At 68.7% G+C, this 23720-nt stretch carries 20 protein-coding genes; 5 read left to right on the forward strand and 15 right to left on the reverse strand.

Features of this window, described 5'->3' with window-relative positions; all coding sequences use genetic code 11:
- Positions 1-2 precede the first annotated feature (2 nt).
- Together O9280_RS06980 and O9280_RS06985 are read right to left on the reverse strand one after the other, a co-directional pair.
- Positions 3-635 carry a rhomboid family intramembrane serine protease gene (locus O9280_RS06980; RefSeq protein WP_298340541.1) on the reverse strand — a complete coding sequence of 211 codons (633 nt, stop codon included), beginning with the start codon at positions 633-635 and terminating at the stop codon, positions 3-5.
- Between the two features lie 44 nt (positions 636-679).
- Positions 680-1039, reverse strand: coding sequence for an MGMT family protein (locus O9280_RS06985; protein ID WP_298340543.1), 360 nt, complete (start codon positions 1037-1039; stop codon positions 680-682).
- A 33-nt stretch (positions 1040-1072) separates the two neighbouring features.
- Here O9280_RS06985 and O9280_RS06990 point away from each other — a divergent pair, with 33 nt between their 5' ends.
- From O9280_RS06990 to O9280_RS07000, 3 genes are all read left to right on the forward strand, one after another.
- Positions 1073-1480: a hypothetical protein gene (locus O9280_RS06990; protein ID WP_298340545.1), complete on the forward strand. Its 408-nt coding sequence runs from the start codon at positions 1073-1075 to the stop codon at positions 1478-1480.
- Positions 1481-1591: 111 nt separating this feature from the next.
- Positions 1592-2902 carry a hemolysin family protein gene (locus O9280_RS06995; protein WP_298340547.1) on the forward strand — a complete coding sequence of 437 codons (1311 nt, stop codon included), beginning with the start codon at positions 1592-1594 and terminating at the stop codon, positions 2900-2902.
- Positions 2903-2911: 9 nt separating this feature from the next.
- Positions 2912-3529 carry an exopolysaccharide biosynthesis protein gene (locus tag O9280_RS07000; RefSeq protein ID WP_298340549.1) on the forward strand — a complete coding sequence of 206 codons (618 nt, stop codon included), beginning with the start codon at positions 2912-2914 and terminating at the stop codon, positions 3527-3529.
- Between the two features lie 37 nt (positions 3530-3566).
- Here the strand turns inward: O9280_RS07000 and O9280_RS07005 are convergent, their stop codons facing one another.
- From O9280_RS07005 to O9280_RS07015, 3 genes are all read right to left on the reverse strand, one after another.
- Entirely contained in the window at positions 3567-5693 is a 2127-nt protein-coding gene (locus O9280_RS07005) for an EAL domain-containing protein (RefSeq protein WP_298340551.1), read from the reverse strand.
- Positions 5690-6556 carry a phosphate/phosphite/phosphonate ABC transporter substrate-binding protein gene (locus O9280_RS07010; RefSeq protein WP_298340554.1) on the reverse strand — a complete coding sequence of 289 codons (867 nt, stop codon included), beginning with the start codon at positions 6554-6556 and terminating at the stop codon, positions 5690-5692. Before O9280_RS07010 ends, O9280_RS07005 begins: the two co-directional genes overlap by 4 nt.
- 94 nt (positions 6557-6650) lie before the next feature.
- Positions 6651-7409 carry an RNA methyltransferase gene (locus O9280_RS07015; RefSeq protein WP_298340556.1) on the reverse strand — a complete coding sequence of 253 codons (759 nt, stop codon included), beginning with the start codon at positions 7407-7409 and terminating at the stop codon, positions 6651-6653.
- A gap of 95 nt (positions 7410-7504) precedes the next feature.
- Between O9280_RS07015 and O9280_RS07020 the strand changes: the two genes are divergently transcribed.
- Positions 7505-8338 carry an inositol monophosphatase family protein gene (locus O9280_RS07020; protein WP_297867265.1) on the forward strand — a complete coding sequence of 278 codons (834 nt, stop codon included), beginning with the start codon at positions 7505-7507 and terminating at the stop codon, positions 8336-8338.
- Between the two features lie 10 nt (positions 8339-8348).
- Here the strand turns inward: O9280_RS07020 and O9280_RS07025 are convergent, their stop codons facing one another.
- The 6 genes from O9280_RS07025 to queA form a co-directional block, all read right to left on the reverse strand.
- On the reverse strand, positions 8349-11627 hold the full coding sequence (locus O9280_RS07025; protein ID WP_298340558.1) for a ligand-binding sensor domain-containing diguanylate cyclase: 3279 nt from the start codon (positions 11625-11627) through the stop codon (positions 8349-8351).
- 93 nt (positions 11628-11720) lie between these two features.
- Positions 11721-12683: a protein translocase subunit SecF gene (gene secF / locus O9280_RS07030; RefSeq protein ID WP_298340561.1), complete on the reverse strand. Its 963-nt coding sequence runs from the start codon at positions 12681-12683 to the stop codon at positions 11721-11723.
- Between the two features lie 13 nt (positions 12684-12696).
- Positions 12697-14574: a protein translocase subunit SecD gene (gene secD, locus O9280_RS07035; RefSeq protein WP_298340563.1), complete on the reverse strand. Its 1878-nt coding sequence runs from the start codon at positions 14572-14574 to the stop codon at positions 12697-12699.
- 66 nt (positions 14575-14640) lie between these two features.
- Positions 14641-14985, reverse strand: a complete 345-nt coding sequence (yajC, locus tag O9280_RS07040; RefSeq protein ID WP_298340565.1) for a preprotein translocase subunit YajC — start codon at positions 14983-14985, stop codon at positions 14641-14643.
- A 53-nt stretch (positions 14986-15038) separates the two neighbouring features.
- Positions 15039-16160 (reverse strand): tRNA guanosine(34) transglycosylase Tgt, encoded by a 1122-nt coding sequence (gene tgt / locus O9280_RS07045; protein WP_298340567.1) that lies wholly within the window; start codon positions 16158-16160, stop codon positions 15039-15041.
- On the reverse strand, positions 16157-17197 hold the full coding sequence (gene queA / locus O9280_RS07050; protein ID WP_298340569.1) for a tRNA preQ1(34) S-adenosylmethionine ribosyltransferase-isomerase QueA: 1041 nt from the start codon (positions 17195-17197) through the stop codon (positions 16157-16159). Before queA ends, tgt begins: the two co-directional genes overlap by 4 nt.
- Before the next feature lie 120 nt (positions 17198-17317).
- Here queA and O9280_RS07055 point away from each other — a divergent pair, with 120 nt between their 5' ends.
- A complete protein-coding gene (locus O9280_RS07055; RefSeq protein WP_298340571.1) occupies positions 17318-18331 on the forward strand; it encodes an NAD(P)-dependent alcohol dehydrogenase in 1014 nt (337 codons plus the stop codon).
- A gap of 107 nt (positions 18332-18438) precedes the next feature.
- On the opposite strand, the gene O9280_RS07060 is transcribed toward O9280_RS07055, so the two are convergent.
- From O9280_RS07060 to grxD, 4 genes are all read right to left on the reverse strand, one after another.
- Complete coding sequence (locus tag O9280_RS07060) at positions 18439-21720, reverse strand: carboxypeptidase regulatory-like domain-containing protein (RefSeq protein ID WP_298340573.1); 3282 nt, start codon at positions 21718-21720, stop codon at positions 18439-18441.
- Positions 21721-21937: 217 nt separating this feature from the next.
- Entirely contained in the window at positions 21938-22537 is a 600-nt protein-coding gene (locus tag O9280_RS07065) for a YhgN family NAAT transporter (protein ID WP_298340575.1), read from the reverse strand.
- Between the two features lie 7 nt (positions 22538-22544).
- Entirely contained in the window at positions 22545-23312 is a 768-nt protein-coding gene (locus O9280_RS07070) for an SDR family NAD(P)-dependent oxidoreductase (protein ID WP_298340577.1), read from the reverse strand.
- Positions 23309-23629 (reverse strand): Grx4 family monothiol glutaredoxin, encoded by a 321-nt coding sequence (gene grxD, locus O9280_RS07075; RefSeq protein WP_297877579.1) that lies wholly within the window; start codon positions 23627-23629, stop codon positions 23309-23311. The genes O9280_RS07070 and grxD overlap by 4 nt, the downstream gene beginning before the upstream one ends.
- Positions 23630-23720 lie beyond the last annotated feature (91 nt).

Raw genomic sequence — 23720 nt, forward strand, 5'->3', positions numbered from 1 at the left:
CCTCAGCGCACCGAGCGCAATGTGGGACGGCGCTTGCCGAAGGGCGGATCGCCGCGCCAATAGCGCATCACCAGCCAGGCGCCGAGCATGCCGCCGAGGTGGGCGAAGTGCGCGACGCCGCCCGGCGAGGTCAGGCCCATGAATAGCGCGAGCCCGGCGAGGATCATCACCAGGTACTTCGCCTTGATCGGCACCGGCGGGATCAGCAGCATCAGCTGCTGGTTGGGGTACATCAGGCCATAGGCCAGCAGCAGGCCGTAGGCGAGGCCCGAGATGCCCAGTGCCGGGCCGGGCGGAAACACACCAGCGAGTCCGAACAGCAGGTGCACTGCGCCCGCGGTCAGGACGCAGGCCAGAACGAACTGGATGTAACGGCGCGTGCCCCACTGCGACTCCAGCATCGCGCCCAGCATCCACACCATGAAGGCGTTGAAGAAGAGGTGGATGAAGTCCCCATGCAGGGCCGCATAGGTGACCAGCTGCCAAGGCAGGAAACCGCCACCGCCGAAGCCTTCGCTGCCGACCGGCCACAGGGCGAACCACCGCACCATCGGCTCGCCCACCAACCATTGCAGGGCGAACGTGCCGGTCAGGATCCACAACAGGTACAGCGTGACGGGAGGCAGGCGCGGCACGGGGCCCTCGGGGCGTTGGTTACGTAGTCCGGATCATAGCGGCGTCAGCGTTTCTTCCGCGTCGCGGCCGGCGGCGCCCAAAGCAGGGCATCGAGCGTTTCGGCCGACGTGCGGCGCACTTGTCGTACGCGCCCGTTCTCCACGACCACCCCTTCCGCGCGCAGCCGCGCCGACTGTTCGGCGAAGCCGGGGCTGTCGGCCGGCATCGCGATGCGCCCATCCGAGCGCAGCACCCGGTGCCAGGGCAGCGCCGGGTCGGCGTTCTCGCTGAGCACCCGCGCCACCAGCCGCGCACCGCGCGGGAAACCGGCCTCCCTCGCCACCTCGCCGTAACCGCGCACCTCGCCCGCCGGGATGCGGCGGACCACCGCGAGGATGGCCTTCGCGTTCGTCGTCATGGTCATGGCGGTACGATACCCGCACCCAAGGAACCCGCCATGCAGAACTTCGAACAGATCCGCGGCCACGTGCAGTCGCACTTCCGCATCACCACCAACGACGCGTACGTGCTCTGCGTCGAACTCTCGCTGGACGCCGGCAAGCGGCACCAGAGCGTGTTCCTGGCCGAACTCGAGGACGACGACGGCCGCCGGCTGCTGCGCGCCAGCACCATCATCGCGCCGATCACCGGCATCGACGCGCGCCGCATGCTGGCCTACAACTGGCACTCGCGCGTGGGCTGGCTGGCCATCGGCGAGCTCGACGGCGTGCCCTACCTGCAGCTCTGCGAGAACCGCCCGTACGCCGGCCTCGACGGCGCCGAACTGGACCGCCTCGTCCTCGAAATCGGCGGCCAGGGCGATCGCATGGAGCGCCTGCTCTCGGCCGGCGGCGACCTGCTGTAACGCCCGGCGCCAGCCCCGTTGCTAGACTCCCCGCCCGCCCTTCTCCCGCCCCACCATGCCCGACGACCCTGACTTGCGACGATTCCTGGCGCTGACCTCGAAGGCGCGCCCGTGATCCAGTTCCTGCTGATCATCGTCCTGACCCTCGCGAACGGCTTCTTCGCGATGTCCGAAATGGCCGTGATGACCTCGCGCAAGGGGCGGCTCAAGCAGCTGGCGAAGGAAAGCCGCGGCGCGCGCAAGGCGCTGGAGCTGGCGGAACACCCGGAGGGCTTCCTGTCGTCGGTCCAGGTGTGGATCACCCTGCTCAGCCTGTTGCTCGGCTACTTCGGTGCCGAAACCTTCGCGGTGCACCTGCGCCCGCCGCTGCTCGACACCGGCCTCGACCCGAAGTGGGCGGAGTGGATCGCCTACGCCATCAGCTTCTCGATGATCCTCTACGGCTCGGTGGTCTTCGGCGAACTCGTGCCGAAGCGCATCGCCACCCTGTACCCCGAACGCATCGCCGCCCTCGTCGCCCTGCCGATGGGCGTGATGGCCATGATCGCGAAGCCGTTCGTCTTCATCCTGGCGACGTCGACGAAGCTGCTGCTGAAGCTGCTGCGCGCCGATCGCAGCGACGGCGATCGCGTCACCGAGGAAGAGATCCGGCTGCTGGTCGCCGAAGGCCACGAGCAGGGCATCATCGATGCCGACGAGCAGGCGATGGTCAACCGCGTGCTTCGCCTCGGCGACCGCAGCGCGGCCAGCCTGATGACGCCGCGCACGCGCATCACCTGGCTCGACGCCAAGCTGCCGCTCGAGGACAACCTCGCCACCATGCGCGAGACGCCGTATTCGCGCTATCCGGTCTATCGCGGCAACGATGCCGAGGTGCTGGGCATCCTCGAAGTGAAAAGCCTCACCGGGCGGCTTGGCCAAGGCGGCAGCGTCGATCTCTTTTCCACGCTCAAGCCCGCGCTGTTCGTCTCGGAATCGACGCAGTCGATGCGCCTGCTGGAAATCTTCCGCGAAGAGCAGCAGACGATGGCCCTCGTCGTCGACGAATACGGCGAAGTGATCGGCGCCGTCACCGCCAGCGATCTCCTCGGTGCCGTGATGGGCCGCGGCCAAGCCCCGCACGAGGCCAGCGACGACGAGCCCATGCTCGTGCAGCGCGACGACGGCAGCTGGCTGGTGGACGGGCGCCTGCCCAGCGACGAGACGCGCGAGCTGTTGCGCGTCAGCGCACTCCCCGGCGAGGAAGACCACGATTTCCACACCATCGCCGGCATGGTGATGGCGCAATTCGGCCGCATCCCCGACGCTGGCGAGCATTTCACCTGGGAAGGCTGGCGCATCGAAGTCATCGACCGCGACGGTGCCCGCATCGACAAGCTGCTGGTGGAGCGCCTCGAACGCGACGAAAGCGCCGAGGCCTGATCGCGGCCCATGGATGACGGGCTGACCACGCAGCGGCTGTTCGAGCGCATCGCGCGCGACCATCCCGGCACCCTGCCCCTCGCCGATCTGCTCGACGCCTTCAGCGAACGTGCCTTCGGGCTGTTCCTGCTGCTGGCCATCCTGCCCGCCTTCCTCCCACTGCCCGCCGGTGCCGGCGCCATCAGCGGCCCGCTCGTCTCGCTGGCCGGGCTGCAACTTCTGGCCCAGGCCGAGCACCCGTGGCTGCCGCGCTGGCTCCAACGGCGGCCGGTGTCCACGGCCTCGCTGGACCGGTTCCGTGCGCGACTGGCGCGCCCCTTGGCCTGGCTGGAACGCGTGAGCCGTCCGCGTTGGCCGGCGATGATCGACCACCCGGCCGCGAAGGCCATCAGTGGGCTGCTGCTGGTGGTTCTCGGCGGGCTGCTGGCCCTGCCCATCCCGCTCACCAACTACCCGTTCGGCCTCGTGCTGCTGGTGTTCGCGGTCGCGCTGATCGAACGCGATGGCCGGACGATGGCGCTGGCTTGGGCGCTGGGCGTGGCTGAGGTGCTGGTGGTCGCGCTGTTCGTCGACGACGTCGCCAAGCTGCTGCTCACCTTCGGTGAGCGTGTCGCCGGCTGGTTCTGAGCGGAAGCACCACTCGGCGGCACGTCGGCCACCGCGCTCAGCCGAACAGCCGGCCCACGTCCTCGGCGGGCAGTGGACGCCCGAGGTAGAAGCCCTGCCCCAGCGGGCAACCACGCTCACGCAGCAGATCGTGCTGCCCCTCGTTCTCGATGCCCTCGGCGACGACGGTCACGCCGAGGGAATGCGCCATCGCGATCACGCCGGTGGTGAGGGCCAGGTCGTTCGGGTCGCGAAGCAGGTCGGTGATGAAGCTTCGGTCGATCTTCACTCCGTCGACGGGCACGCGACGGAGGTGCGAGAGCCCGGAGAAGCCGGTGCCGAAGTCGTCGAGCCAGACGCCGACGCCGAGCGCGCGCAGGCGGGTGAACGCCGCGGTGGCTTGGGCCTCGTCGCGCAGGATGGCGGTTTCGGTCAGCTCGAGGTGCAGGCGATTCGGATCGAGGCCGGTGCGCTGCAGCGCACCTTCCACGGATTCAGGCAGGTTGCCGAGCGAAAGCTGGCGGGGCGAAACGTTGATCGCGACGAAGGGCGCGCGCGTGCCGTTCGGCACCGGCCAACGCACGGCCGCGCGCATCGCCTCCTCCAGCACGCGATGGCCGATCACTTCCACCTGCCCGCTGTCCTCGGCGATGCCGATGAAGATCGAAGGCGGCACCAAGCCGAGCTCTGGATGCGTCCAGCGCAGCAAGGCCTCGGCGCCGACCGCGCGCCCGTCCGTGAGGTCGAAGATCGGCTGGAACGCCAGGCTCATCTCGCCGCGCTCCCAGGCGCCGCGCAGGTCGTGCTCCAGGCGCACGCGCCGTTCCACTTCCTCGTCGAGCGCGAGCGAGTAGAAGCGGAAGCAACCCTTGCCCGCCGCCTTGGCCTGGTACATGGCCATGTCGGCGTTCTTCACCATCTGCGCCGCCGAGGCGGCATCGTCGGGGAACACCGTGATGCCGATCGAGCCGGAGACGACGAGGTCGCGATCCTGCACGGTGAGCGGCGCGCTGATCGCCGCGAGGATGCGCGCCGCGAGCGATTCAGCTCGCTGCCGGACGTCCGCTTCGGGGAACAGCACCACGAACTCGTCGCCGCCGAAGCGCGCGAGTTCCGCGCCGTCGATGCCTTCCTCGGCGCAGGCGCTGCGGATGCGCGCAGCGACGTCGACCAGCAGCTCGTCGCCGACATGGTGGCCGAGGGTGTCGTTCACGCGCTTGATGTCGTCGAGGTCGATGAACATCAGCGCCAGCTCGCCGCTGCTGGCCTGCAGCGTCAGCAGCCGCGATTCCAGCGATTCGCTCAAGGCCAGCCGGTTGCCCAGGCCGGTGAGCGGGTCGGTGTAGGCGATGCGGCGGATGTCGCGCTCGTGGCGCGCAACCGAATCCGCCATGCGCGAGAAGACCTTGGTCAGGTCGCCGATCTCGTCGTCGCGGGCCGCGAGGTTCCGCGCCTCGGCGTAGCGCCCCCCTTCGACGGCGAGGGCCGCTTCGGCCAATGCGCGGATCGGCTTCAGCACGTTCCGGCGCAGCGAATACACCCCGATCAGGCCGAAGCCAGCGATCAGGGCCAGGCCGCCGAGCAGCCAGCGCACGTGGGCGGCACGCGTTTCCGCCAACCGGGTTTCCACGGTCCGGCTCCAGACCTGGGCGGCGCGAGCGCCCTCGTCCATCGAGAGCCCAAGTCGAACCCAGCCCACCTGCTGCTCACCGAGGCGCACCGGCGCACTCAGGTGCAGCAGGCCATCGGCCCAGTGGGCCTCGATGCCGCCGCGCAGGGCCTCCGCGGGCGCGCCCCCGACGGCCTCGAGTTCGGGCAGCGACTCGCCGAAGCGCGCGATGTCGCGGCTGCCGTCATGCACGATCCGGCCTTGCGCGTCGGCGACCAGCACGTACTCGACGTCGGCCTGCTGGTTGGTGTTGCGTGCGTACTCACCGATCCGCTCGAGATCGAGGAAGTACAGCGGGTTGGCCACCGCGTTGGCGAGCTGGTTGGCCAGCGCGGAACCGCGCTGCTGCAGGCCATCGCGCACCACGTCGAGGACGAGGGCGTCGCCGCCCTCCCGCATCGCCACGAAGCTGCGCTGCTCGCGCCAGATCAGGCCAGCGAAGATCAGGGCCATCGTGCCCACGCACAGCATCACCCAGCCAAGCATCTGGGCGCGCAAGGTCCAGCGGAACGTCACTCGATGGCCTCCCGGGTGCGGCGGGCGGCTTCGGACAGCACGTCCAGCGCCGCGGCATTCTCGGGCGTCAGTTCGACGAAACGGGTGGTGCCGAAGAAGCGCCGCAGCGCGGGCGCGGCCTCTGGATCGACCGAAGCCTGCAAAAGGACGGCGCGCAGGCGGTCACGCACGCGCGGATCGAGGTCGGCGCGCACGATCTCCATGGCCCTCGGTGCGCTCATGCTGCGGCCCACGATGCGCAGCGAGGCCGCGCGCGGATCGCGATGCTTCAGCTCCGCGAAATCAACGTCGCTGAAGGCGCCCGCATCGACGACGCCCTTCATCACCCAGGTGGCGATGTTGGCTTCGGTGTTGCCGAAGACGTAGCCCACGCCGCCGCTGCGCGGACGATCGGTCGGCGACGGCAGGATCTCCATCGGCACCCCGGCATCGAGCAGGGTGATCGCCGGCAGCAGGTAAGCACTGGTCGACCCCGGGTTCTGCAAGGCCAGGCGATGGCCGCGCAGGTCGCTGATCGTCCGGATGGGCGAATCGTTGCGGACGAAGATCACCGAGCGGTAATGGCTCACGCCGTTGCGTTCGGTCAGCAGCAGCACCGGGGCACTGGCACGGTTGATCAGGGTGAGGCCGGTGGCCGCGGTCTCGGTCACCCAGTCGACGCGCCCGTGGCGCAGGTAGCTCGTCATCCGCGACGTATCGCGCGCCATCAGGATGCGGCCTTCGCGGATGCCCACGTCGGCCATGCGCGGCACGACGTAGTCGAGCAGCGGCTTCAACTGGTCGTAGTGACGCTGGGGATCGTCGCTGATGCGTCCGAGAACGAGGACGCCGGGATCGGCCGCGGCGAGGGGCGCCAAAGCCATCAACACCATCGCAGCCACTGCACGAAACCGTTTACGCCCGTCCATCCTCAGCCTTGACACCGTGTAACCCGCCGAGTCTGACACGGATTGACGTTTATTGTGACTTCCTGGCACCGGCCAATCGGGCCATGCGCTGTGCATCCGCAAGAATGCCGTGCAGCACGCGCACTTCGCGCTCGTCCGGCGCGGCGCGCAGGAAGAGGCGGCGCAGCCGGCGCATCACCGTCACGCCGCTCCGCCCCTTGTGGAAGTCGATGTCGTGGAGGGCCTCGTCGAGGTGCGCGAAGAAGCGCTCCATCTCCTCGTGCGTGGCCGGCGGGCGCTCGTCAAGCGGATCGCGCGCTGCCTCCACGCCGGCTTCGGCCATGGCCGCAAGGCGTAGCTCGTAGGCCAGCACCTGCACGGCCTGCGACAAGTTGAGCGAGCTGAAGTCTGGATCGGTGGGAATGCACACGGAGGCATGGCAGAGCTGCAGCTCGGCGTTCTCGAGGCCGGTGCGTTCCGGGCCGAACACGAGGGCCACATCACCGTGACGGGAGGCCTCCAGCAGTCGAGCGGCCGCTTCCCGCGGCGTGAGCTCGGGCATCGGCACGGCGCGCTGCGTCGCGGTGCTGCCCAGCACCAGCGTGCAGCCGGCCACGGCCTCGGCCAGGCTGCCGGTGATCCGGGCTCCGTCGAGCAAGTCGTCCGCGCCGGCGGCCAGCGCCGAGGCCTCGGGATGCGGGAATCTTTCCGGGGCCACGAGGTGCATGGCGCCGAACCCCATGGTCTTCAGCGCGCGGGCCGAGGAACCGATGTTGCGCGGGTGCTGGGTGCCCACCAGCACCATGCGGACCCGTTCAAGCGCGCGCAAGGTTGCCTCCGGGGAATCGGTTAAACTCCGCGCCGGCCCGGCAACGACCGGTCCATCGTTCTTCACACAATCCAGCGGAAAGAGGCGGGCAGCGCATGCAGAACCCTGTCGTCAATGTCATGGTCAAGGCCGCGCGTGCCGCGGGTAACGTCCTGCTGCGCAACATGTCGCGCCTCGAGAGTCTCAACGTCGTCGAGAAGGCCCGCCAGGATTACGCCAGCGAAGTGGACGGCCTCGCCGAACGCGAAATCATACGCGAGCTGAAGCGCGCCTACCCCGACTACGCCATCCTCGGCGAGGAAACCGGCCAGACCGGCAAGGGCCGCTACACCTTCATCGTCGATCCGCTCGACGGCACCTCGAACTATCTGCGCGGCATCCCGCACTTCTGCGTGTCGATCGCCCTCGTGGACAACGGCGAACCGACCGACGCGGTGATCTACGACCCGATCCGCAACGAGCTGTTCTGCGCCTCGCGCGGCGCCGGTGCGGTGCTCAACGACCGCCGCATCCGCATCAACACGCAGCGCGAAATCGGTGGTGCCGTGCTGATCAGCGGCTTCCCGCCGCGCGAGCGCAAGCGCATCGGCCCGCAGCTCAAGTGCATCGAGATGCTCCTGAAGGACGCCGAGGACGTGCGCCGCACCGGTTCCGCGGCGCTCGACCTGGCGTGGGTCGCGGCGGGTCGCTCCGACGGCTATTTCGAAGCCGGCGTGAAAGCCTGGGACATTGCGGCCGGCATCCTGCTGGTGCGCGAGGCCGGTGGCCGCGCCTGCGACTTCAAGGGCCGCAACGAGAAGATCCTGTTCGAGGGCCAGTGCATCGCCGGCCCGATGAAGGTCGTCGACGCCGTGCAGAAGGCGGTGCAGGAATCCGGCTGGCTCGCCAGCTTCGCTCCGCCGCCGCTGAACCCCGACGCCGCGGCCTGAGCGGTCCGCCTCAGCGCGCCTTCGAAGCGATCAGGTGCGCCAGGCGGTCGGTGTTGAGGTTGCTCGCCAGGCGGAGCTCGCCGGAGGTGATCATCCTCGGCATGCGCTTCATCAACCACGCGAGGTCGGCGTCCGGCGGTAGGGCGACGTTCGGCATCAGGCCCAGCCAGCCGTTCCGCCCGCCCTGCTTCACCGTGTAGAGCGCGAGGTCGGCCAAGGCCACCACGGCCTCCCAGCCCAGCGCCTGCGGCGAGGCCGCATCCCACGGCAGCGGCGCCCAGCCGATGCTCGCCGTGAGCGGCAGTGGCGTGCCGTTGTGGATGAAGGGCTCCCCGGCGATGGCATCACGGACCCGCTCCGCCAACTCGGCCGCGCGTTCGCGCTGCGTGTCGCGGGCGACCACGAGGAACTCCTCGCCGCCCCAACGCACCAGGTGGTCGCTCGCCCGGAACACGGCGCGCAGGCGCTCCGCGAACTGCCGCAACAGTTCGTCGCCGGCCGCGTGACCGTGGCGGTCGTTGACCTCCTTGAAGTGGTCGACGTCGATCAGGAACACCACCATGTCGTTCGCCGCTTCGGCAGCGGGCGGGTGCGCCTTGCGCCGGACCCAGAGCGCCATCTCCGAGGCCATCTGCAGCGACATGAAGCGGCGGTTGCGCAAGCCCGTGAGCGGGTCGGTGAGGCTGGCCTCCTCGAACTCGCGGGTCCGCACGCGCAGTGCTTCGGAAAGCACGCGGAGTTCCGCCGTGCGCCGTTCCACTTCGCGTTCGAGCGTCATCCGCGCCCGCTCGAGGACCCGCGTGCGCCAGCGCACCAGCAGGGTCGTGGCGAGGGCCGCGAGGGCGAAGGCGAGCAGCACGAATGCCGGCGTTTGCCACCAGCGCGGCTCGACGATGACCGTCAACGCTTCCCGTGCCTCGCTCCACTCGCCGCTGCGGTTGCCGCCCTGAACATAGAACTGGTAGCGGCCCGGCCAGAGGTTGCCGTATGCGGCCACGCGGCTCTCGTGGCTCGCCTCCACCCACTCCCGGTCCACGCCTTCCAGGCGATAGCGATGCAGGTTTCGCGTGGCGGCGCTGTAGTCCAGCGAGGCGAACTCGATGGTGAATCCGCGCCCGCCGGCCGGAACGAGGAATTCGCGGGCCATCGGACCGACCGGTTGTCGCCGGCCATCCACGTAGACATCCGTCACCACCACCGGTGGCGCGAAGGACCAGGGCACGAAGGCCTCCGGCGTCACCACCAGCACGCCCTCACGGCCTCCGTACGCCAGGCGGCCGTCGCCGAAGCGGGCGTAGGAGCGGAACCACCCCGTCCCCACCTGTGCGCCATCGATCGGCAGCAGGTGGCGGAACCGGTCGGTGGCCGGATCGTAGAGGGCGCGCTGGCTCCAGATCCGGCCGTCCGCGTCGTCGAACAGGTTGGCGCCGAAGCTCACGCCACCCTCGCCGTGGCGGGCGCTGATGATCTCGAAATCGACCGCGGCGTCCGCCCGGCCGATGGCGCGGTGCAGTCCGTCGGCATCCACCCAGAGCCGGCCCTGCCGATCGACGAGCACGCCATTGACGTCGAAGGCGTGCACCTCGCCGTCCAGGCGCGTCTCGACGCGGCGCAGCGTCCGCTGCACCGTATCCAGCCAGAACAGGCCGGAACTGCCGCCAACCCACGCCCCGCCGGCATCGAAGGCCAGTGCCTCGACGCTGCCTTCGACGCGACGACCGTCGGGGGCATCGATGCGTTGCGGCGTGCCGCCCTCGGAATCGACGGCGAACAGGCCATCGGCGGTGCCCACCCAAAGGCCGCCGTCGGCCGCCGGCCACAAGCGACGCACCGCGGAACCCTCGAGGAACTCGGGGCCCGCCACGCGCTGGAATTCCGCCCGGCCGCTGCGACGCAGGAAGAGCCCGCGTTCGGTCCCGACCCACAGGCTGCCATCCACCCCGGCCGCCACGCCTGACGGTTGGTCGCCCTGGAAGGCAACAGCCTCGGAGCCGCCAGGCCGCAGGAGCTCGCGCAAGGCGAGATCGGGGCCCATGCGCGCCACGCCCACACCGGCCAGACCCAGCCACAGACCGCCCTCGCCGTCCTCGCCCATGGTCAGCACGTTGAACTGGGCCATCGCCGGATCGACGCCGGGCTGGTAGCGCCGGCTCAGCAGCCCTCGTGGCCGCGGATCGGTGCGCTGCACGCCACCACCGAAGCTGCCCACCCAGAGCAGGCCGGAGTCGTCGACCAGCAGCGCGCGCACCTCGGCCGGATCCAGCCCGAGGGCCTGGCCCGGCACGGCGCGGATAGGCCGCAGCAGGCGCGCGTCCTCGGCCGCATGCACATCGATGCCGCCGGGGTGACCCACCCACACCTCGCCCGGCAGCGGCTCGGCCACCGTGCTGATGCCGGTGCCCAACCAGCGCCGCACCGCCCCAGGGGACGGCACGCCGGCAGCGGTGGCCACCGCGTAGGGCAGCACCGCGACCTGGCCCTGCTGCGCCCCTACCCAGAGGTCGCCGGACGCGACCTGGGCGATGGCGCGGATGCGCGCATTGGCGAAGCCCAGTGGATCGCCCTCGTCGGAAAGCACCCGTTCGAAGACTTCCGTCCCCGCCCGGCGTCGCACGAGGCCCCGCCAGGTCCCCACCCACAGATGGCCGTCGCGATCGACATGCATCGCCGAGATGCGGTCATCGGGCAAGGAGGTCGGCGATGCCGGGTCGTGGCGCCAGACGTCGGAGCGGCGCCTGCTTGGATCGAGCCGGGTCAGACCGCCGCCCGTCGAACCGATCCACAGCCCCCCTTCGGCATCGTCGGCCAACGCACGGATGGGCAGCAGTCGAACCCCCTCCGCCTCGCCGAAGCGCTCGAAGCGATCGGTCACGGGGTCGTAGCGCGCCACGCCCTCGGATTCGGTGCCCACCCAGATGCGCCCATCGCGGGCGCGATGCACCACGCGCACCACGTTGCCGGGAAGGCTGGCAGGGTCGTCAGGTTGCGTCTGGTAGAGGCGGAAGCGGTAGCCGTCGTAGCGCACGAGGCCACCCGTGGTGGCGATCCACAGCAGGCCCTCACCGCCCTGCGCGAGGCCGGTCACGACCCCTTCCGGCACCTGCTCGACGTCGCCGACGCGCTCGAACATCAGCGGCATCGCCGGGGCCACGGGCGCCGAGGCCGAGGGCATCGCGCCGATGAGGCCGAACGCGAGGACCAGGCCACGGAGCGCACGCCGCCACGCGGGCAAGCGCCGCGCCACGCCCCATCGCTCCGAACCACCTGTCCACGCCGAGCGTTCCGCCATCCTCGCCCCTCCGCGCCGAGGGCGTCACTGTACCCGGAACGACGAAGGCCGCGGATCACTCCGCGGCCTTCGAATGCGAAACCATGCAACCGATCAGGGACGGCGATCGAGCTCGCTGTCGTCCTTCGCCTTCGGCAGCAGGTCCTGCTTGGTGACGTTCAGCCAGATCAGCAGCGGGCAGGCCACGAAGATCGAGGACAGCGTGCCGATGATGATGCCGAGCATCTGCGCTTCGGCCATGCCCTCGAGGCTCGCGCCGCCGTACAGGTAGAGCGCCAGCACGGTGAGGAAGGCCACGACCGAGGTGATGATCGTGCGCGAAAGGGTCTGGTTGATCGAGCGGTTGAGCACCTCGTTGGCGCTCACATGGTGCAGGCCGCGGAAGTTCTCGCGCACGCGGTCGAACACCACGATGGTGTCGTTGATCGAGTAACCCATCACCGACAGCACGCCGGCCAGCACGATCAGGTCGAACTCGTGCTGCGTCAGCGCGAACCAGCCCACCACCAGCACCACGTCGTGCAGGGTCGTGATGATGGCCGCCACGGCGAACTTCCACTCGAAGCGGAAGGTGATGTAGAGGAGGAAGCCGACGATCACGAAGAACATCGCCAGGACGCCGTTCTCGGCCAGCTCCTTGCCCACCTGCGGGCCGACGAAATCCGAGCGCACGACCGTCACGCTGTTGCCGGGCTCGCCGAGCAGGTCGGCGATCGCGCCGCCGGTCGCCGCCGCGCTTTCCTGGAGCGCCGCTTCGCCCGCCTCGGCGTCGCGCGGCTGCAGGCGCACGACGATGTCGTTGGCCGCACCGAAGGTCTGCACCACCGGGTTGCTGTAGCCGGCGCCTTCAAGAGCAGCGCGGACGAGCTCCAGGTCAGGCTCCTTCTCGAACTTCAGTTCGGCGACGGTGCCGCCGGTGAAGTCGAGCGCGAAGTTGAAGCCCTTCATCGGGATCAGCACCAGGGCCGCGACCATCAGCGCGAGGGCGATGGCCAGCGACGGCAGGCGCCAGCGCAGGATGTCGTAGTTCGTATCGAACGGGATGAGTCGGAACACGGGGAAACTCCGGTCAGATCGCCAGGCCGGCCAGCTTGCGGCGGCGGCCGTAGATGAGGGTGGCGACGCCGCGCGACACCGACACCGCGGTGTACATCGAGGTCAGGATGCCGATGATCAGCGAGAGGGCGAAGCCCTTCACCGGGCCGGTGCCGAAAACGAACAGCGCGATGCCCGCGAGCAGCGCGGTGACGTTGGCGTCGGCGATGGTGCCCGAGGCCTTCTCGTAGCCGGTGGCGATGGCGTTCAGCGGCGTGTTTCCGGCGCGCAGTTCCTCGCGGATGCGTTCGTTGATCAGCACGTTGGCGTCGACCGAGAGGCCGACGGTGAGCGCGATGCCGGCGAGGCCGGGCAGCGAGAGCGTGGCGCCGATGATCGACATCACCGCCACCAGCATCAGCAGGTTGAGCAGCAGGGCGATGTTGGTGATGACGCCGAACATCCGGTAGTAGATGACGAAGAACACCAGCACCAGCACGAACGAAGCGGCGATCGACTCGAGGCCACGGGCGATGTTCTCGGCGCCGAGCGACGGGCCGATGATGCGCTCCTCGGCGAACTCCATCGGCGCGGCCAGCGCACCCGAACGGAGCAGCAGGGCAAGCTGCTGCGCTTCCTGCGGGCTCTCGAGGCCGGTGGTCTGGAAGTTGCGGCTGAACACGCCGCGGATCGAGGCGAGGCTGATGACCTCTTCCGTCACCTTGGTGCCGCGCACTTCCTTGCCGTCGACGATGCGCACTTCCGGCACGCGCTCGATGTACACCACCGCCATCGGCTTACCGACGTTCTGCGAGGTGAAATCGAACATGCGCTGGCCGGCCGAGGCGTTCAGCGTGACCGACACGCCCGGGGTGCCCGTCTCCGGGTCGGTGATCGAGGTGGCGGCCACGAGCTGGTCGCCGGCGGCGATCACGCGCTTGGCCAGCACCACCGGGATGCGGCTGCCGTCCGGATTGCGCTCGCGCATGTAGTAGATGCGGCCTTCCGGCGGCACGCGGCCGCTGCGCTCGGCTTCGATCGCGTCGGTGGCCGTCAACAGGGCGGCGCGGTACTCCAGCGTCGCGGTCGCACCGATCACGCGCTTGGCCAGGGCCGTGTCCTGCACGCCCGGGAGCTGCACGACGATGCGCGAATCACCCTGGCGGGTGACGATCGGCTCGGCCACGCCCAGCGCGTTGATGCGGTTGCGCAGGATCGAGACGTTCTGGTTGATGGTCTCGGTAAGCAGGGCCTGCAGCGCGGCAGGCGCGATGCTGGCGGTGAAGCCCGGGCCGGCGCTGCCACGGAGCGGCTGCAGCTGCAGTTCGGGGGCGTCCACGGCGACGACGCTGAGCGCCTTCGACAGGTCCTCGGCGCGGGACAGGCGCACGATGATGTCGTTCGGACGGACCGTCACTTCCTGCGACGGGATCTTCTGCTCGCGCAGCACCACGCGGATCTGTTCGGCGTAGCTGTTTTCGCGCTTCTCGAGGGCGGCCTTCTGGTCGACCTGGAGCAGGAAGTGCACGCCGCCCTGCAGGTCGAGGCCGAGGCGCATCGGGCTGGCGCCGAAGGCGTCCAGCCAACCGGGCACGGTCGACACGAGGTTCTGCGCCACGGTGTAGCCCTGCTCCAGCGCGGGGCGCAGCAGCTCGGCCGCACGGAGCTGGTCGGCGGCATCGAGGCGAACGAGCAGGCTGTCGCCTTCCTTCTGCACCGACTTCGTCGCGACTCCGGCCTCCTTCAGCAGGGCCTCCACGCGGGCGTCGAGCGCGTCGTCGACGGCGAAGCCGCGGTTCGCGGTGATCTGCACCGCCGCGTCCTGCGGATAGAGGTTGGGGAGTGCGTAGAGCGCGCTGGCGAGCAGCACGATCAGGGCGACGACGTATTTCCAGCGGGCGTATTCGAGCATGGCGTCACTTCAGGCCGGCGGGGCGCCGACCAAAAAGCCGGCATGAAGCCGGCGTGATGGGGGCGATCAGAGGGACTTCAAGGTGCCCTTGGGCAGGACGGCGTTGATGGCGCCCTTCTGCAGCTTCACCTTGGTGCCTTCGGCGATCTCGACGGTGATGAAGCTCTCACCCACCTCGTCGATGCGGCCGGCGATGCCGCCGCTGGTCACGACCTCGTCGCCCTTCGCCAGCTTCTCGACCATCTGGCGGTGTTCCTTCTGCCGCTTCATCTGCGGGCGGATCATCATGAAATACATCAGCACGAACACCGCGCCGAGCATGATGACGCTGGGCCACGGGCTCGGCTGGGCGGGGACACCGGCGGCGGCCTGGGCGTGGGCGGCGGGGATCAGCAGGTCGAGCAGGGACATGGTGTTGGGATTCCTGAAGGCCAAACAGCCGCGGAGTATGCCACGGCGGGCGTTCAGGCCGGCTCACCGGCCTCCCGGGCGCGGTAGAAGCCTTCACGGAATTCGGCGAAGCGCCCCTGCTCGATGGCCGCCCGGATCCGCTCCATCAGCCGCACGTAGTAGCGCAGGTTGTGGGTGGTGGCGAGCATCGAGCCAAGGATCTCGTTGCACTTGTCGAGGTGCCGCAGGTAGCTGCGGGTGAAGCCGCCCACGCAGGTGGCGCAGTCGCAGCCGGGCTCGATCGGCCGCAGGTCGTGTTCGTACTTCTGGTTGCGGATGCGCACCTGGCCGAAGTCGGTGAAGTAGTGGCCGTTGCGGGCGTTCCGGGTGGGCATCACGCAGTCGAACATGTCGATGCCGCGGGCCACCGCCTCGACGATGTCCTCCGGCTTGCCCACGCCCATCAAATAGCGCGGCTTGTCCTCGGGCAACTGCGGGCAGATGGCCTCCAGCGTGTGCTCGCGCTCGGCCGCGGGCTCGCCCACGGCCAGACCACCCACGGCGTAGCCGTCGAAGCCGATGGCCTTGAGCCCTTCCGCCGAGCGCGTGCGCAGCTCCGGATACACCCCACCCTGCACGATGCCGAACAGCGCGGCGTCGTTGCCTTCGTGGGCCTTCCTTGAACGCTCGGCCCAGCGCAGGCTGAGTTCCATCGAGGCGCGCGCGACCTTCTCGGTGGCCGGGTACGGCGTGCACTCGTCGAAGATCATCACGATGTCCGAGCCCAGCACGCGCTGGATCTGCATCGACTCCTCGGGGCCGAGGAAGACCTTGCGACCATCCACGGGCGAGGCGAATGTCACGCCGGCCTCGGTGATCTTGCGCTTGTGCGCCAGCGAGAAGACTTGGAAGCCACCGGAGTCGGTGAGGATCGGCTTCTGCCACTTGGTGAAGCCGTGCAGGCCGCCGTGGGCCTCCATCACCTCGAGGCCGGGCCGCAGGTAGAGGTGGAAGGTGTTACCGAGGATGATCTCCGCCCCCAGCGCCTCGACCTCGGCCGGGCGCATGGCCTTCACCGTGCCGTAGGTGCCCACCGGCATGAAGGCCGGCGTCTCGATCGTCCCGCGCGGGAAGGTGATGCGGCCGCGGCGTGCCGTGCCGTCGGAGCCCAGCTTCTGGAACGTCATGCGGCTCATGCACCCTCCTCCGCCGAAGGCCACAGCAACATCGCATCGCCGTAGCTGAAGAAACGGTAGCGCTGCTGCACCGCGTGGCGGTAGGCCGCCATGATCCGGTCGAAGCCGGCGAAGGCGCTCACCAGCATCATCAGCGTCGATTCCGGCAGGTGGAAGTTGGTGAACAGCGCGTCCGCCGAACGGATGCGATGGCCCGGCGTGATGAAGATCTGCGTGTCGCCGGCGAAGGGCAGCACCTCACCGTCGCGGAATGCCGTCTCCAGCGCGCGGATCACCGTGGTGCCCACGGCGATCACGCGGCCACCGCGGGCCTTGGTCTGCCGGATCTGCTGGCACAGCTCGGCGCCGACATTCAGCCACTCGCGGTGCATCACGTGGTCCTTCACGTGCTCGGCGCGCATCGGCTGGAACGTACCGGCGCCCACGTGCAAGGTGATGTGTCCGAAAGCGACGCCCTTGGCCTGCAGCGCCGCCAGCAGCGCGTCGTCGAAGTGCAGGCCGGCGGTCGGCGCGGCCACCGCACCGACATGCTTCGAGAACACCGTCTGGTAGCGCTCGTCGTCGCTGATGTCCGCCTCGCGCTGGATGTAGGGCGGCAGCGGCATGCGGCCGGCGCGCAGCAGCACCTTCTCCAGCGGTTCGGTGGTCTCGAAACGAAGTCGGTAGAACTCGCCGTCGCGGCCGAGCACCGTCACCACGGTGCCGTCGTCGAGCGTGATCGTGCTGTCGGGCTTCGGCGACTTGCTCGCTCCGACCTGCGCCCGCACCTCATGCGCACCGGTCACGCGTTCCAGCAGGATCTCGACACGCCCACCGGTCGCCTTCTGCCCGTAAAGGCGAGCCGGGATGACGCGCGTGTCGTTGAAGACCATCAGGTCGCCGGGCTGCAGCAGCGACGGCAGGTCGCGCACGTGGAGGTCGGCCAGTGCGGCCGGCGACGCGGGCACGTGCAGCAGGCGGGAGGCCGAACGCTCGGCCAGCGGGGCCTGCGCGATCAGTTCCGGCGGCAGGTCGTAATGGAAATCGGACTTCTTCATCGGATCGGCTTGACAGGCCGGCCCTCCAGCGGGCGCCTCGCGGCGCGGGGGCGTGATTGTATGACGTTGGGACGGCAACGCAGACTCGGCCCGCCACCCCCAACCTGCCCAGGAGCCCCCATGCCCATCCGCGCCTACGCCGCCACCGCCTCCAAAGGCGCCCTGCAGGCCTTCGAGTACGACGCCGGCCCGCTCCATCCCGAGTTCGTCGAGGTGCAGGTCGAGCACTGCGGCCTGTGCCACTCCGACCTCAGCATGGTCAACAACGACTGGGGTAACGCGCGCTACCCGCTGGTGCCGGGCCACGAAGCCATCGGCCGCGTCGTCGCGGTCGGGCCCGAAGCCAAGCGCGTCAAGGTCGGCGATCGCGTGGGCATCGGCTGGTACCAGAGCAGCTGCATGGCCTGCGAACAGTGCCTGTCCGGCCAGCACAACGTCTGCGGGAAATCGAGCGGCCTGATCGTCTCCGGTTACGGCGGCTTCGGTGAGCGCGTGCGCGCGCACTGGGTCTGGGCCACGCCGATCCCTGAAGGCGTCGACGCCGCCAGCGCCGGCCCCCTGCTCTGCGGCGGCATCACCGTGTTCGGCCCGATCGCGCACTTCGGCATCAAGCCGACGGATCGCGTCGGCGTGGTCGGCATCGGCGGCCTCGGCCACCTCGCCCTGCAATTCCTCAACGCCTGGGGCTGCGAGGTCACGGCCTTCACCTCCAGCGAATCGAAGCACGAGGAAGCCATCCGCCTCGGCGCCCATCGCGCGGTGGTCAGCACCGATGCCAAAGCGCTCGCGAAGGAAGCCGGCAAGTTCGACTTCATCCTCGTCACCGCCAACGTCACCCTGCCCTGGGGCGCGTATCTCGGCGCGCTCGCCCCGAACGGCCGCCTGCACTTCGTCGGCGCGGTGCTCGAACCGGTGCCGGTGCCGGCCTTCGCCCTGATCGGCGGCCAGAAGTCGGTGAGCGGATCGCCGCTGGGGAGTCCCGCCACGACCTCGCAGATGCTCGAGTTCTGCGCCCGCCACGAGATCGCGCCGCAGGTGGAGCGCTTCCCGATGTCGAAGATCAATGACGCCTTCGAACGCCTGCACAGCGGGAAAACGCGCTACCGCATCGTGCTCGACGCCGATTTCGCCTGAGTTACCTGCCCGGAGCCCTTCGGCGCTCGGGCTTCGACAACGATGGCGGCACCAAAGCAAACGGCCGGGTTTCCCCGGCCGTTTGCGTCCATCCACTGCGGCTCGACTTAGAAGTCGATGCGCACGCCCACTTGGGCGGCCCAACGCGACTCGAAGTTGCGGAACGGCAGGACCGGCAGGCCGCTGACCGCACCCGTCGTCTCGTTCACGTAGTTCGAAACGTCGAGAACGTACTGGTTGGCAGCGTTGACGCCCTGGAAGCGCGCCACGTTGACCGAGTAGGGGAAGCCGGCTTCCTGCACGCCGCCCCATTCCTTGTTGAGCAGGTTGCCGAAGTTCTCGATGTCGAGGAACAGCTGTGCCTTCGTCTTGCCGAAGCCCAGCGGCAGCTGCTGCGAAATGCGCAGGTCGATCTGGTTGCGCCACGGGCTCTTCTGGCCGTTGATCTCCGAGAACTCGTTCGAACGGCCGCCGAGGCCCGAGGTGTTCTGGATGAAGTTCCAGAACGCCTGCTGGTCGGCCGCCGACGAGCCGGTCGTGAAGCCCACCTGCCCCATCGCCGGGACGAAGAACACGTCATTGCCGGCCTGGCCGTCGCCATTGGCGTCGTTCGAATACACGAAGCTGTACGGACGGCCGTAGCGGCCTTCGTAGAAGCCCGTGATCGTCGTCGGCGCGGACTCACCGAAGAACTCGAAACGGTACGAGAAGGAAGCCGTCAGGCGATCGCTGATCTGGTAGTTCGAGGTGCGCAGGACGTCTTCGTTCGGATTGACGACGATGCGATTCGTCCAGTTCGACAGCGCGACCGAGCTGGTACCCGGGCTGACCTCATCCGAGCGGCCGAGGGTGTAGGCGAGCTTGGCGTACCAGTTGTCGGCCCAGGGCTTCTCGAGCGACAACGTGAGGTTGTCCGAGCGACCCTGGTCGGTGTTCGTCAGGACAATGGCATTGGTGTAGGCGCAAGGGTTCGAAGACGCGTTGAAGGCCAGAGCCGGGTTCACCAGGACGCAGTTTGCGCGAATGCGGTTGGTGCCGGTCGGCGAACCGTTGTTGGCAGCGAACGCGGCCTGCGCGTTGGACGCCCAGAAACTCTGGCGGCCATCCGGCAGCGTGCCGGTCGGGGTACCGAGGCCGACGTTGATGAAATGCACCGCGTCGTTGACCGTCGTGTACAGGTACTCGACGCCCGCGATGAGGCCCAGGAACGGGAGTTCCTGCTCGAAGGCGAGGTTGGCGCGATAAACGGACGGCTGGGTGAAGTCGTTCGACACCGCATTGACCAGCTGGCCGGGGGCGGCGTTGGCCGGCACGAACGGAGCCGACGGGTTCAGCGAGACACCGGGGATACGGGACGTGGACGTCGTGCGGATATCGAAGGACTGCGCCACGACGCCCGGGTTCGAGAAGCTGTTCGACAGCCACACGCCCGGGGCCGAGCCGCGGAACAGGCCGACGCCGCCGCGCAGCTGGGACTGCAGGTCGCCATCGAAGGTGTAGTTGAAGCCGAAGCGCGGCTGAACCAGCCACTCGCCGTCCGGCGTCGTACGGTTGTCGATGCCGAAATCACTGGTGAAGCGGGCGTTGGCCGGGATGTTGCCGCCGACCAGCGACTGGTCAGCGCGCAGGCCGAACATCAGCGTCAGGTTGTAGTTGATCGACCACGTGTCCTGCACGAAGAGGCCAACGGAACCGACGTCGAAGCTCGCAGCGACATCGTTGAGGTTGCCCGAGGAGGCGCGCTGGTACTGGTAGCGCGACCAATTGCCGGCCTCGTAGTCCGCCAGGCTGTCGAAGGTGTAGGCACCCGTCGCAGCCTGCAGGAACAAGTTGAAGACGTCGACGCGCTCGTAGTCGGCACCGAACTTCACTTCATGGTCGCCAAGGTACAGGTTGCCGGCGAAGAAACCGGTCAGCGTGTCCGTGTTGAGCTGGTTGGCCTGGCGCGAGAACTCCTTGCCGATGTTCACGCTAGCGAAGCCGCCCGTCGGCGAGCCGGTCGCGAAATTGACCGTGGCCAGCTGGAAATTCGAGAAGGCGGTCGGCAGCGAATCGTACGAGGAGTACGAGATGTTGGCTTCCGTCGAGAACACGTCGGTCCAGTCGCTGTACAGCAGGGCCGCCCAGCTTTCGAACGTGATGTCATTGGCCCAGTGGTTCGAGCTCGCGCGGATCTGCGTGGCGCCCGGGATGGCCTGCAGGTCGGAGCCCGTGGTCTTGTTGTAGCGGAGCGTGGCGCGCTGGCTGTCGCTGATGTTGAAGTCGAGCTTGGCGAACCACTTCTCGTCTTCGTTGGTGAACGAGGTCACCGGATCGAACGAGCCGACGTCAGCAGCGCCATAGCGGGTAGACGCCGCCCGGAGGCGATCGATCTCGGCCTGGGTGATGCGGAACTGGTTCAGCGCACCAGAGCCGGCGATGCCGTTGTCGACACCGGCGATCTCGCGCTCGAACTTCTCGTAACCCGCGAAGAAGAACAGGCGATCCTTGATCAGCGGGCCACCGAAGTAGGCGCCCATGGTGGACTCATCGGTCAGCGGCTTGCGGACTTCGACGCCGTTCACCTCGTCACCGATCATGTCGTCGTTGCGGAACACGTAGTACACGCGACCGGCGAACTCGTTGCCGCCCGACTTCGAGACCGCGTTGATGTTCGCGCCGACGAAGTCGGTCTGGGTAGCGTCGTAGTCGGAGATGCCGACGTTGAACTCCTCGATCCAGTCGATCGAGATCGGCTGGTTCAGCGAGGGCAGGCCGCTGTCGTTCAGGCCGAAATTGTCGTTCGTCGGGACGCCGTCGATGCGGATGTTGTTGTAGCGGTTGTTCTGGCCGGCGGCCGCGATGCCGCCGCGGTCCTCGTCGACCTGGACGATGCGCGAATCGAGGCGCACGAAGTCCTCGATGCTGCGGCGGATCGTCGGAAGGGCTTCGACCTGCTCGCGGACGATGGTCGTTCCGGCGCCCATGGCGTTGGCGCTGAACGGCGAAGCCGGGCCGCCAACCGCGTCGGCGGTCACTTCAACGGTGTCGAGGGTGGCAGCAGCGGTGCCGATCGTCGCGTCGACCTGCGTGGTCTGGGCGAGCGTCAGGAAGACGTTCTCGATCGTCTCGGTCTTGCCGTCCTTGGTGACGGTGATCGTGTACGGACCGCCGACACGAAGACCGCGAGCGCCGTAGCGCCCATTGGCGTCCGTGACGGCCTGCGCGACCGTGCCCGACGGCACATGGGTGATCGTCACCTGTGCGCCGGCGACGACAGCCTGCTCGGCGGTGGAGATGCGTCCGCCGACATTGGCCGACGTCTGCTGGGCGAGCGCCGGCGCCGAGGCGAGGGCGATGGCCAGGCCGAGCGCGAGCTTCGAGTAGCGCACCTTGCTGCGATAGTTCATGTGTGGACCTGCTTTTGGTTTTTACTGCGGAGACAGACGATGGCGGCACGTGCCGCCCCGGATGACGAGTTCCGCCGCGAGGCGGCGAAGGACTTCGCTGTGGCCGCCGTCGGCTGCTGACGGGCTTCGAATGGGCGATGACAGCCTAACGACAGTTTAACAGCGTAGGCAGGCCAGATGACATGAAGATGACAGTGATCTCATGTCACACCGAGACTCACCCTCGGCCCAGATAGGCGGCGATCCCGTCGAGGGTCATCTGAACGGAAATGGCCACCAGCACCATGCCCATCAGTCGCTCGAGGGCCGTCAGGGCGCGGGGGCCCAGCAGGCGGTACAACTTGGTGGCGGAGAACAGGATGGCCGCGGTGGCCGCCCAGGCGATCAGCAGGGCCAGGCTCCAGTCGAGCAGGCGGTCGGGCTCCTTGGAGCCCATCAGCATGACGGCCGCCATGCCCGAAGGACCAGCCACCAGCGGCACGGCCATGGGGACGATGAAGGGCTCGCCTTCCGGGGTGTCGCCGAAGATGCCCTCCGGGGCCGGGAAGATCATCTTCAGGCCGATCAGGAACAGGATGATGCCGCCGGCGATGCTCACCGATTCCTGGCGGAGGCTGATGAACTCGAGGATGTACCGGCCGCAGAACAGGAACAGGAACAGCACGCAGAGCGCGATCACCAGCTCCCGGGCGAGGACCCGGCGCCGGCGGTGCTCGGGCACCGGCTTCAGCAGGCTCAGGAAGACCGGGACGTTGCCCAGCGGGTCGAGGATCAGGAACAGCAGGATGGCGGCGGCGAGGAGGCTGGAATCCTGCATGGCGGTCTCAGGCGGTGGCCGACTCGGCGGCGGTGGGCACGTGGACGCTGCCGCGATGCGCGGCGCCCTCCGCGGAAAGCAGCATCACGCAGGCCTCGGCGTAGGCCTCGGGCCCGGGGACACGGAGCATGGCCTCATCGACGAAGGCGCGGCTGCGCAGCGGCGTCTTCATCGGGCCGGGGCGCAGGCCACTGACGCGGACGTTGGTGGTGTCGGTCTCAGCGTGGAGCATCCGAACGAGGCCCTCCCCCGCCAGCTGGGTGAGGCCGTAAGCGCCCCAATAAGGACGCAGCACGCGGGCCGGTTCGTCGAGCGCGAAGACCACGGCGGCATCGGGGGACTTCCGCAACAGCGGCAGGCAGGCCTGGGTGAGGAACCATCGGGCGTTGAGGTTGACCTGCACCTGGCGGGCGAACTGCTCCGGCGGCGTGTTTTCCAGCGGCGTAAGGCCGGCGAAATCAGCGGCGCAGTGGAGAACGCCATCGAGCCGCCCGAGTTCCCGGGCGACGGTGTCGGCGAGGGTCTCGAAATCGGCCGGGTCGGCGCCGGCGAGGTCCATCGGATACAGCGCGGGCTCGGGGCCGATCGCCTTGATCGCGTCGTACACCCGGCCGAGCTTCGGCACCTTGCGGCCCAGCAGCACCACCGTCGCGCCGGCCTGTGCACAGGCCTTTGCGGCCTCCGCGCCGAGGCCGCCGTGGGCCCCGGTGACGAGGACGACGCGCTCCTTCAGGGGGCGCGGAGCCGCGGTCGGAAAGGCGACGAACTCGCTCATGCGGCTTCGGCCTCGGCGACGATGCGTGCCAGCTCGCCGGCTTCGGCCAGCTCGGCCACGATGTCGGCGCCACCGATCAGCTCGCCCTGAACGAACAGCTGCGGGAAGGTCGGCCAGTCGGCATAGCGCGGCAGGTTGGCCCGGATCTCGGGATCGGCCATGACGTTGACGGTGTGCAGGCGCGTGGCGCCCGCCGCGCGCAACGCATCGACGGCGCGCTTCGAATAGCCGCACATCGGCACCTCGGGCGTGCCCTTCATGAAGAGCACGATCGGATGGGCCTCGAGCTGGGCCTTGATCCGCTCCATCGCCGCCATGGGATTCCTCGCTGGTTTCACGACGCTGGCACCGTGGGACGGTGCCGCAGGGCTACAATTCTAGCCCTTGCGGCGGTCCTACCGTCGCGTT

This window comes from Silanimonas sp. (assembly GCF_027531545.1).
In the GTDB taxonomy this organism is placed as follows: Bacteria; Pseudomonadota; Gammaproteobacteria; order Xanthomonadales; family Xanthomonadaceae; genus Silanimonas.

Bases quoted from the DNA above. Each gene is read 5' to 3' on its own strand.
- O9280_RS06985 (WP_298340543.1), bottom strand. From the start codon at position 1,039: ATGACCATGACGACGAACGCGAAGGCCATCCTCGCGGTGGTCCGCCGC.
- O9280_RS06990 (WP_298340545.1), top strand. From the start codon at position 1,073: ATGCAGAACTTCGAACAGATCCGCGGCCACGTGCAGTCGCACTTCCGC.
- O9280_RS07000 (WP_298340549.1), top strand. From the start codon at position 2,912: ATGGATGACGGGCTGACCACGCAGCGGCTGTTCGAGCGCATCGCGCGC.
- O9280_RS07010 (WP_298340554.1), bottom strand. From the start codon at position 6,556: ATGGCTTTGGCGCCCCTCGCCGCGGCCGATCCCGGCGTCCTCGTTCTC.
- O9280_RS07020 (WP_297867265.1), top strand. From the start codon at position 7,505: ATGCAGAACCCTGTCGTCAATGTCATGGTCAAGGCCGCGCGTGCCGCG.
- O9280_RS07025 (WP_298340558.1), bottom strand. From the start codon at position 11,627: ATGGCGGAACGCTCGGCGTGGACAGGTGGTTCGGAGCGATGGGGCGTG.
- secD (WP_298340563.1), bottom strand. From the start codon at position 14,574: ATGCTCGAATACGCCCGCTGGAAATACGTCGTCGCCCTGATCGTGCTG.
- yajC (WP_298340565.1), bottom strand. From the start codon at position 14,985: ATGTCCCTGCTCGACCTGCTGATCCCCGCCGCCCACGCCCAGGCCGCC.
- tgt (WP_298340567.1), bottom strand. From the start codon at position 16,160: ATGAGCCGCATGACGTTCCAGAAGCTGGGCTCCGACGGCACGGCACGC.
- queA (WP_298340569.1), bottom strand. From the start codon at position 17,197: ATGAAGAAGTCCGATTTCCATTACGACCTGCCGCCGGAACTGATCGCG.
- O9280_RS07055 (WP_298340571.1), top strand. From the start codon at position 17,318: ATGCCCATCCGCGCCTACGCCGCCACCGCCTCCAAAGGCGCCCTGCAG.
- O9280_RS07060 (WP_298340573.1), bottom strand. From the start codon at position 21,720: ATGAACTATCGCAGCAAGGTGCGCTACTCGAAGCTCGCGCTCGGCCTG.
- O9280_RS07065 (WP_298340575.1), bottom strand. From the start codon at position 22,537: ATGCAGGATTCCAGCCTCCTCGCCGCCGCCATCCTGCTGTTCCTGATC.
- O9280_RS07070 (WP_298340577.1), bottom strand. From the start codon at position 23,312: ATGAGCGAGTTCGTCGCCTTTCCGACCGCGGCTCCGCGCCCCCTGAAG.
- grxD (WP_297877579.1), bottom strand. From the start codon at position 23,629: ATGGCGGCGATGGAGCGGATCAAGGCCCAGCTCGAGGCCCATCCGATC.